8 protein-coding genes are annotated in these 7,944 nt (G+C 68.9%); 1 reads left to right on the top strand and 7 read right to left on the bottom strand.

Annotated features, from left to right (window positions below; all coding sequences use genetic code 11):
• From DM816_RS38180 to DM816_RS38150, 7 genes are all read right to left on the bottom strand, one after another.
• A partial coding sequence (locus DM816_RS38180; protein ID WP_211589032.1) for a hypothetical protein occupies positions 1 to 225 on the bottom strand: 225 nt, incomplete at its 3' end.
• A 57-nt stretch (positions 226 to 282) separates the two neighbouring features.
• The gene (locus tag DM816_RS38175; RefSeq protein ID WP_117215372.1) at positions 283 to 1,461 is read right to left on the bottom strand and encodes a (Fe-S)-binding protein; all 1,179 of its coding nucleotides are present in this window, start codon (positions 1,459 to 1,461) and stop codon (positions 283 to 285) included.
• Positions 1,458 to 2,447 carry an FAD-binding oxidoreductase gene (locus DM816_RS38170; RefSeq protein ID WP_117215371.1) on the bottom strand — a complete coding sequence of 330 codons (990 nt, stop codon included), beginning with the start codon at positions 2,445 to 2,447 and terminating at the stop codon, positions 1,458 to 1,460. The genes DM816_RS38175 and DM816_RS38170 overlap by 4 nt, the downstream gene beginning before the upstream one ends.
• Entirely contained in the window at positions 2,447 to 3,898 is a 1,452-nt protein-coding gene (locus DM816_RS38165) for an FAD-linked oxidase C-terminal domain-containing protein (protein ID WP_117215370.1), read from the bottom strand. Before DM816_RS38165 ends, DM816_RS38170 begins: the two co-directional genes overlap by 1 nt.
• Positions 3,895 to 5,397 (bottom strand): malate synthase A, encoded by a 1,503-nt coding sequence (gene aceB, locus DM816_RS38160; protein ID WP_117215369.1) that lies wholly within the window; start codon positions 5,395 to 5,397, stop codon positions 3,895 to 3,897. Before aceB ends, DM816_RS38165 begins: the two co-directional genes overlap by 4 nt.
• A gap of 15 nt (positions 5,398 to 5,412) precedes the next feature.
• Positions 5,413 to 6,162 carry an SCO1664 family protein gene (locus tag DM816_RS38155; protein ID WP_117215368.1) on the bottom strand — a complete coding sequence of 250 codons (750 nt, stop codon included), beginning with the start codon at positions 6,160 to 6,162 and terminating at the stop codon, positions 5,413 to 5,415.
• Between the two features lie 14 nt (positions 6,163 to 6,176).
• On the bottom strand, positions 6,177 to 6,764 hold the full coding sequence (locus DM816_RS38150) for a DUF3090 domain-containing protein (RefSeq protein WP_117215367.1): 588 nt from the start codon (positions 6,762 to 6,764) through the stop codon (positions 6,177 to 6,179).
• Between the two features lie 72 nt (positions 6,765 to 6,836).
• Here DM816_RS38150 and mshC point away from each other — a divergent pair.
• Positions 6,837 to 7,944: cysteine--1-D-myo-inosityl 2-amino-2-deoxy-alpha-D-glucopyranoside ligase (gene mshC, locus DM816_RS38145; protein ID WP_117215366.1), on the top strand; the 1,108-nt coding region annotated here is incomplete at its 3' end.

Genomic DNA, 7,944 nt, shown 5'->3' with positions numbered 1-7,944 from the left:
GGGACCCAAGCCCTGCACGACATCGGACCCGGGCAGGTTCGGTGACCTGTCCGGGCGGGCGATCGCCCAGGCCGTGGCACCGAGCGCCACCACCGCCGCGGCCGAGGCAGCCACGATCCAGGGCCGGCTCAGCGGCAGCCGCAGGCGCACCCGCAGGCGCGACCGCCAGCCACGGTCGGCCCGCTCCTGCGCGGCGAGCTCCTCGACGGTCGGCGGCAGTTTCATGCTGTGCTTCCCCACGGTAACGGACCATACGGGTCGGGCACCGTACCGCGCGATCACCTATCGGACCGATACCAGCGGCCGGTTGTTGATCGAGGCGTCGAGCACCTGGGCGGTGTGGGCAAGGCGCATCCCTCCTTTGACGAAAGCGCCGATCTGCATGAGGCATCCTGGGTTCGCGGTCACCAGCACGTCAGCGCCGGTCGCCAGCACATTGCGGGCTTTGCGTTCGCCAAGCTCGCGGGCGGGCTCGGGGTTGAGAACATTCCAGATGCCCGCCGAGCCACAGCAGATTTCCGGATCAGTGATCTCGCGCACAACGAGCGAGGGGATGCCGGCGAGCAGCGCGCGCGGCTGGGCCCGGATGCCCTGCGCGTGGGCGAGATGGCACGCGTCGTGATAGGCCACGGTCAGCGGGAGCGGGTGCCGGGGCGCGACCGGGCCGAGCTCGGCGAGCAGTTCGGCGAAATCGCGGGCGTTGGGCAGGTATTCCTTCGTTGCCGAGCCGCAGCCGGCCGCGTTGACCACGACGAAATCGACGCCCGCGCGCTGGAACGTCTCGGTGAGCGCGGTCGCGAAGCGCTGCGCTTCCTCGGCTCGTCCATTGTGGACACTGAGCGCGCCGCAGCAGCCCTGGTTGGGCGGGATCACCACGTCGCAGCCCTCGGCGGCCAGCACGCGGGCCGTGGCCGCGTTGACGTCGGGGAAGAATGCGCTCTGCACGCACCCGGTGAGCAGACCGACCACGGCACGCCGCTTGCCGACCGCCTTCACCGACGCGGGCAAGCGCGGCGCCTTCGTCAGGCGGGGCGCCAGCGACTCCAGAGTGGAGAGCGTCCCCGTGCCGCGCAGCCGCAGGCCCAGCGCCTGGTAGAGGCGCAACGGCCCGCGCATCAGGCGCAACCGGCGCGGATAAGGGAACAGCCGGAAGATGGCCCCGCGCAGCAGCCGTTCCTTCAGCGTGCGCGGGTGCGAAGCCTCAACGTGGGCGCGTGTCTGCTCGATGAGCAGGTCGTAGCGTACGCCCGACGGGCATGCGGTCACGCACGCCATGCAGCCCAGGCAGCGGTCGAAATGCAGGGCCATGGCATCACTCATGGGCGCGCCGCCGACGCGCTGCTCCATCAGGTGGATGCGCCCGCGCGGCGAGTCGGCCTCGGCGCCCCACAGCACATAGGTCGGGCACGTCGGCAGGCAGAATCCGCAGTGGACGCAGTCCTTGATGAGGTCGGGATTCATACGACGAACCTCCCGGGCGCGAACCGGTCATCGGGGTCGAACTGCGCCTTGACCCGGCGCATCAGGTCGAGGCCGGGGACCGGACCCCACAGGTCGACCCCCTCGTGATAGGTCAGCACGACCGCGTGCCCGCCGGCCTCGTGCGCCGCCGCGCGCAGGTCGCCGATCTGGTCCGGCTGGGCGGCGGCGTACAGCACACCGGTGCCCAGGGAGCCGCGCACGGAGACGCCAAGCCGCTTCGCAGCAGCCAACAGGCCGCGCACCTTCGACAACGCAGCGGTGAGCTTGACGCCAAGCTCGCCCTCGCGCCACGGATAGCGCCCCCACCATTCGGGCTTCGGGTCGCCGCCGGCGCCGGGCATCTCCCACGCGACCTTCCAATCCCCGTCTGCCGGGGCGTCGATCTCCCACGCGAGCCCGGCCTTGGTGCCAAAGTCGCCTCGCTTGCGCACGAACGAGGTCTCGACGCGTGGGTGAAGGCGGAAGGCACACTCGGCGATGAGGCCGAGCGTGCCGTGCGACCCGGTCATCAGCTTCGCCAGGTCATATCCCGCAACGTTTTTGACCACCTTGCCGCCCGCGCGGGCGATGACGCCGTCGGGCCGCACGATGGTCACGCCGATGATGAGGTCGCGCACCGTGCCGTAGGTCATGCGGCGCGGGCCGCTCGTGTTGACCGCGACCGTCCCGCCCACGGTCGCGTTCGGGAATGGACTGTCCAATGCCAACTGTTGCCCTGCGAACCCCAATGTGGACTGCAGCTCGGCCAGGGGTGTGCCCGCCCGGACCACCGCAATCAAATCGCCCGCGGCGTGCTCGACCACACCCGTGAGGCCGGTGGTGTCCAGGACGAGATCGCAGCGCCGGGGCGGGCGGCCCCACGACTGCTTCGTGCCCGCGCCGCGCACCACCACGGCCCATCCTTTCGCCGCGGCTTCGCGCAGGATGGAGGCGGCCTCCGCAGTGGACGTGGGCCGGGCCTCCATCAGAACACCTCCGCGATTCCCGCCTCCTGCAACGGGTGCGCCCCCTTGTGGCGGCCCGGCACCTCGCCGCACAGGCGGGGCGTCGGGAACACCTTGCCCGGGTTGGACAGTCCCGCCGGGTCGAACGCGCAGCGCACCATCTGCATCGTGTCGAGGTCGTCGTCGCTGAACATCCTTGGCATGTACCGGGACTTGTCCACGCCGACGCCGTGCTCGCCGGTGATCGAGCCACCGTGCTCGATGCACAGGTCGAGAATCGCGCCGGAGACCTCCTCGGCGTGTGCGGCTTGGCCTGGTACAGAATCGTCGAAAAGGACCAGGGGATGCAGGTTGCCGTCGCCCGCGTGAAAGACATTGGCCACCCGCACGCCAGTGCGTTGAGAGAGCTCATCTATGCGCCGCAACACCTCCGGCAGGGCGGTGCGGGGAATCACTCCATCTTGGACTATGTAATCCGGACTGATCCGGCCCACGGCCGCGAACGCCGACTTGCGGCCCTTCCAGATCAGGGCGCGCTCGGCGTCGTCCGCAGCGACTCGGATCTCGAATGCGCCCTCGTCGACGCAAAGCCGTTGCACCGCAGCGAATTCCGCCTCAACAGCCTCGATCAGCCCGTCCAACTCGACTATCAGCACCGCGCCCGCACCGGCCGGATATCCACAGTGGACAGCCGCTTCCGCGGCCTCAATCGCGAGCGCATCCATCATTTCGATCGCAGCGGGCACGATCCCGGCCGCGATGATGGCCGAAGTCGCCGCGCCCGCTTCGTCCGTGGAGGCGAACCCGGCAAGCAGCGTGCTGACCGCCTGCGGCACGGGCGTGAGTCGCACCGTCACCTCGGTGGCGATGCCGAGCGTGCCCTCCGACCCGACGAACGTGCCGATCAGGTCATAGCCGGGCGGGTCCAAAGCCTTGCCGCCCAAGCGAACCAGCTCGCCGTCGGGCGTCACGATCTCCAGCCCGGTCACGTGATTGGTGGTGAAGCCGTATTTGAGGCAGTGCGCGCCGCCCGAGTTTTCCGCGACGTTGCCGCCGATCGAGCAGATCTGTTGACTCGACGGGTCGGGCGCGTAGTAGTAGCCGTGCGCAGCGGCGGCCCGCGTCACGTGCAGGTTGATGACGCCCGGCTGTACGACGGCCCGCTCGTCCTCGATGGCAAGCTCCACAATGGACCGCATCTGCGCGGTGACGATGAGCACACCGTCCCGGCGGGGCAGTGCCCCACCCGACAGGCCCGTCCCCGAACCCCTTGCCACAAATGGGATCCCCGCTTCAGCGCACGCCTTCACAACGAACGCGGTCTCGGAAGCATTGTGCGGCAAAACGACCAGCCCGGGACTAACCCGGTATTGCGCCAGCCCATCACATTCGTACGTGCGCAACTCCACCGGATCGGTGATAATCTGATCCTTGGTCAACCGGCCGGACAGCTTCTCCACCAAGGCTTTCATGGCATGCGCTCGTACGCGGGCAGCGTCAGGAAGTCCACGAAGTCGTCGGCGACGGCAACCTCCATGAACAAGGCCTTCGCCGCGTCGTGGGCTTCGTCGAACTCTTCGGCGATCCGCTCGACCAGCTCGCGGGTCACCCGCTCGCCCGTGTCATGCAGGACCACGTCGTTGTGCAGCCACTGCCACACCTGGGAGCGCGCGATCTCGGCGGTGGCCGCATCTTCCATCAGGTTGTTGATGGCGACGGCGCCAGTGCCCCGCAGCCACGACGAAAGGTATTGCACACCAACGCTTATCGCGTTGCGTAGCCCCACCTCGGTCTGTTGCCCCTCCGTCTTGCGGACCGCCAGCAGGTCGTCGGCGGTGATGGACACCTGCTTGGTCTTGTCGAGCTGATTCGGCCGGTCGCCGAGCACCCCGTCGAAGACCTCCCGGCACACCGGCACGAGGTCGGGATGCGCCACCCACGACCCGTCGAATCCGTCGTTGGCCTCGCGTGTCTTGTCGTCGCGCACCTTTGCCAGCGCGACCTCGTTGACATGCGGATCGCGGCGGCTCGGGATGAACGCGGCCATGCCGCCGATCGCGTGGGCGCCTCTCCTGTGACAGGTGCTCACAAGCAGCTCGGTGTAGGCGCGCATGAACGGCGCGGTCATCGTGACCGAGTTGCGATCGGGCAGCAGGAAATCCCGCCCGCGCTCGCGGAACTTCTTGATGACACTGAACATGTAGTCCCAGCGGCCCGCGTTCAACCCGGCCGAGTGCTCGCGCAGCTCGTACAGGATCTCGTCCATCTCAAAGGCGGCCGGGTACGTCTCTATCAGCACGGTGGCCCGGATGGTCCCGCGCGGCTTGCCCAGCCGGTCCTCGGCGAACGTGAACACGTCGTTCCACAACCGGGCCTCAAGGTGACTCTCCATCTTCGGCAGGTAGAAGTACGTGCCCGTGTGGAAGGCGTAGAGCCCGAAGTCGACCAGGCTGCCGGACAGGCGCTCGCCGTGGTGCAGCAGGTGCTTCTCGCTCAGGTGCCAGCCGCGCGGCCGGAACACGATGGTGGGCGGTTCGGTGGCCTCGACGGTGTAGTGCTTGCCCTCGGGCGAGGTGTGCTGGAGCGTGCCCTTGACCGCGTCGCGCAGGTTGAGCTGGCCGGAAATGACGTTCTCCCACAGCGGCGTGTTGGCGTCCTCGTGGTCGGCCAGCCACACCTTCGCCCCGGAGTTGAGTGCATTGATGATCATCTTGGCGTCGGTCGGCCCGGTGATCTCGACCCGCCGGTCGACCAGGCCGGGCGCGGGCTCGGCCACCCGCCAGTCGCCCTCGCGCACGTGCCGGGTCTCGTCGAGGAAGTCCAGCGTGGTGACCGTGGAGCTGCGCTGGGCCAGCAACTGGCGTCTGCGGGCGTCGAAGCGCGCATGCAGCTCCGCCAGGAACGCCAGCGCATCGGGAGTGAGGATCTCATCGAAGCGATCGAGCATGGGCCCCGTGACTTGGACGTCCATGGGCTGAATCTACATCTATATGGGCGGCCAGGGGATAGCGTGACGATCATCCGGTGGGGCCGGGTAGGTCTCCAGCTTCTCGATCCGGCGCGCGAGCGCGTCGAGCTCCTGCGCGGAAAGGTAATCGCTCAGGATGCCGGGGTCGATGCGGCGCAGCGCGGCACTGTCCGCTTCGGACACCGGGCGCCCGCCGAACCCCCACAGCACGGTGCGCAGCTTGTCGTCGCTGTGGAAGCACACGCCGTGGTCCACACCGTAGAGGTGTCCGCCCTGGGTGAGCAGCACGTGCCCGCCCTTGCGATCGGCGTTGTTGACAATCGCGTCGAACAGCGCGAGCCGGGCCAGGCGCGGGTCGTCGGCATGGGCCAGCACATAAGGCCTGCCCACCTCGTCACGCGCACCCGCGACGGGCAGCCAATCGCCCGGAAGTTCGCGCTCGGGCACGAACCCGACGGGCGGTTCGACGAGGTCGTCCAGCCACAGCTGGCACGCCCCCAAACCGAGCGGCCCATCGCGCATCACGGTCAGCGGGACCACATCCCAGCGCAGCGCCTTGCTCAGCTCATATGCCGCGACCTCACGCCCGGCGAGCGTGCCGTCCGGGAAGTCCCACAGCGGGCGCTCGCCACGGATGGGCTTGTACACTGCGCGCACGTCATCGCTGAGCTGCACGCGCAGCGTGATGTTCGACGCCTCCACCAGCCGGCCCTCGATCTCGAACTCCGCCGACCGCAGAAGCTGCTCAACTTCGTCGGTTGTCGCCATGGCGCGAACTTTCGCTAGCGCCGGTGGTAGCCGTTGTGGCGCGGACAGAGGTGGCCCGACGCGTCGAGCGGCTGCCCGCACAGCGGGCACGGTGGGCGCCCCGCCGAGATGACGCGCTTGGCGCGGTCGATGAAGTCGCGCACGGCGGCCGGGGTCAGGCGCACCCGCAGCCGATCCAGATCGTCGGAGATGCTCGGCACCGCGGCCTCGTCATCGTCGCCCGAAGGCGTGTCGGTCTCGGTGTCGAACTCGGCCGTCTCGTCCACCGCGATGGCCTCGATGATGATCGTGTTGTTTTCGACATCGAAGGCCAATCCGAGGGTGCCGACGCGGAACTCCTCGTCGACCGGCGTCTCCAGCGGCTCGTTGTCGGGCGGGTCCTGGCTGGGACCCGGCAGCTCAAGGTTGAAGCGCTGGTGCGCCTCGGCGAGCAGCTCCTCGAGCTTCTCGGCCAGCAGCGTCACCTGCACCTTCTCCAGCACCACGCTGACCAGGCGGCCGCCCCCGCGCGCCTGAAGATAGAACGTGCGCTCGCCGGGCGGACCCACCGTGCCGGCGACGAACCGCTCCGGCGGCTCGAACGAGAAGACCTGATGGGCCATACAGAAGACCCTAGCGGCAGTCGTGGTCATGTGCGTAATTCCGGGCGCTCCGTGTTTGGCTACGCTGGCGGAATGGATTCGTGGTCTGCCCCCGCCGCCTCTGACGATGACCTACCCCGCCTGCCGGGGACCGGCCGGCCGCTGGCCCTCTACGACACGGCCCGGCGCGGCGTGCACCCGACACGGCCCGCCTCGGGCAGGGCGACCATGTATGTGTGCGGGATCACGCCGTACGACGCGGCCCATCTCGGCCACGCCGCCACGATGATCACGTTTGATCTGGTCAACCGGATGTGGGTCGACACCGGCCACACTGTCCAATATGTACAGAACGTGACCGACATCGACGACCCGTTGCTGGAACGGGCGGAGCGCGACGGTGAGGACTGGAAGGTTCTCGCGATGCGCGAGACGGCCCTGTTCCGCGAGGACATGGAGGCGCTGCGCATCGTGCCGCCCACGCACTACATCGGCGCGGTCGAGTCCATCCCGGCGATCGCCGCCAAGGTGGTCGAGCTGCTGGAGCGGGGTGCCGCCTATCGGCTCAAGGACGGCACGCAAGACGTCTACTTCGACCTGTCCACTTCGGCTTCTTTTGGGTACGAGTCCAACCTCGACCGTGCGACGATGCTCGAATTCTCGGCCGAGCGCGGGGGAGACCCCGACCGTCCGGGCAAGCGCGACCAGCTCGACCCGTTGCTGTGGCGCGGGATGCGGCCCGACGAGCCCGCCTGGGACGGCGGCCACCTCGGCCCCGGCCGCCCCGGCTGGCACATCGAGTGCACGGTCATCGCGCAGTCCCTGCTCGGCGACACCATCGATGTGCAGGGCGGCGGCAACGACCTGATCTTCCCGCACCACGAGTGCTCGGCGGCCCACGGCGAGCTCCTCACCGGCAAGGCCCCGTTCGCGGCGCACTACGTGCACGCCGGGATGATCGGCCTCAACGGCGAGAAGATGAGCAAGTCGCGCGGCAACCTGGTGTTCGCGTCGCGGCTGCGCGCCGATGGCGTCGACCCGATGGCCGTGCGGCTGGCGCTGGTGTCGCAGCACTATCGCGAGGACCGGCCGTGGACCGACGAGCTGCTCAAGTCGGCCGAGATCCGGCTGGCCCGGTGGCGCGCGGCCGCGGCCACACCGGCCGGCCCGTCCGGCGCCGACCTGCTCGACGGGCTGCGCG

It is taken from the genome of Allorhizocola rhizosphaerae (assembly GCF_003426775.1).
Classification (GTDB): domain Bacteria; phylum Actinomycetota; class Actinomycetes; order Mycobacteriales; family Micromonosporaceae; genus Allorhizocola; species Allorhizocola rhizosphaerae.
The sequence above is the reverse complement of the archived record's forward strand: the minus strand, read 5'-3'. Positions and strand labels throughout refer to the sequence as shown.